This is a genomic window from Hydrogenivirga sp. 128-5-R1-1 (assembly GCF_000171895.1).
In genome coordinates this window covers 1-1126 of sequence record NZ_ABHJ01000492.1, presented here as the reverse complement: position 1 = coordinate 1126, position 1126 = coordinate 1, and the positions used below count along the sequence as shown (strand labels likewise).

At 37.1% G+C, this 1126-nt stretch carries 1 pseudogene; it reads right to left on the bottom strand.

Annotation, left to right across the window (positions count from 1 at the left end):
- A pseudogene (locus HG1285_RS00425) lies at positions 1-1019 on the bottom strand (hypothetical protein); the annotation flags it as partial.
- Between the last annotated feature and the right edge of the window lie 107 nt (positions 1020-1126).

The window sequence follows — 1126 nt, the reverse complement described above, 5'->3', positions numbered from 1 at the left end:
CAGTATTCGTACTCTTTGTCAAAAAGTTTAAGACCTTCCTGTCTTGAAAGTTTAGCTGCTTTTCCATCTCCAGAGTGGCATATAGCACAGTTTGGAATATCAACAGGGTTTGTTCCAAAGAATTCAATAATTTTGCCGTTTGCAGTTATAGGTTTTCCATTTTTGTCGTGGAGTTGAACCATAGAGTATTGATATGGCTGAAAATCTTTACCGGTTATACTTCTAATTGTTCCTTTTCTTCTGCTGTCATTAAATGCAGTTAATGGAAGTCCAAGAGCATCCCATATATTTGAAGCAGTGAGTTTTAATGGAACATGAGGCACTAATGCCTGAACACCTTTCATAGGCTCTGTAAATACTATATTTCCTCCATTGTCTCCAGAGTAATCCATGTATCCGCCGGCTAATGGTTTACCGGAAGGTCCAGCATCTATTGGAACAGGAATTTCTTTTCCTACATGAAGTCTCTTATCCTTTGACCAGTTTTTAGGAACTGTTCCCGCAAGGTCTTGATAAATAAAAAGATGCGTCCATACGTAGTTTGCTATGTTATCGCCAGGGTCAGATAAATCTCCATCTCCATTTACATCTTTTGGTACAGACCAGTATTTCATTTTGTTTCCTTCTGAATAGCTGTTATCCTTCACATAGTAGTAGAGTTTTACGCCGTCTTCTGGAGTAAGCAATTTAGGAAGTTTACCATCCATTCCTGATTTAACAGCCTGTGCCTGAATTGAGTTATAAGGTGGGATAACACAGCAGTAAGAAATATCAAAACCAACACAGTGCATACCAAGCTCGTAGTTGATAAATATGTTGTAAGGGTTCTTTGGCTGGTATGCTTTAATAGTTTTTTTACTGAAAAACCCACCAACTTTTACCTCAGTTTGCTTTAGAAAATTCAAAGTAAATGGTGGATTTGGGTCATAAGGCGTTTTTTGAGCATATGCACCTGCTGCTAAAACTGCCGATGACAGCAGTCCAGCAGATAAAGCCCGTAGCCGACGCTTTTTAACCATACCTGCTAACCTCCTAAAGGTTTATTAGATAATAAATATATTCTTATTATTTTGTAAGTACTTACTTATTCAATCTGGTAAAAATAAACCTATAACATTTTTTTTAA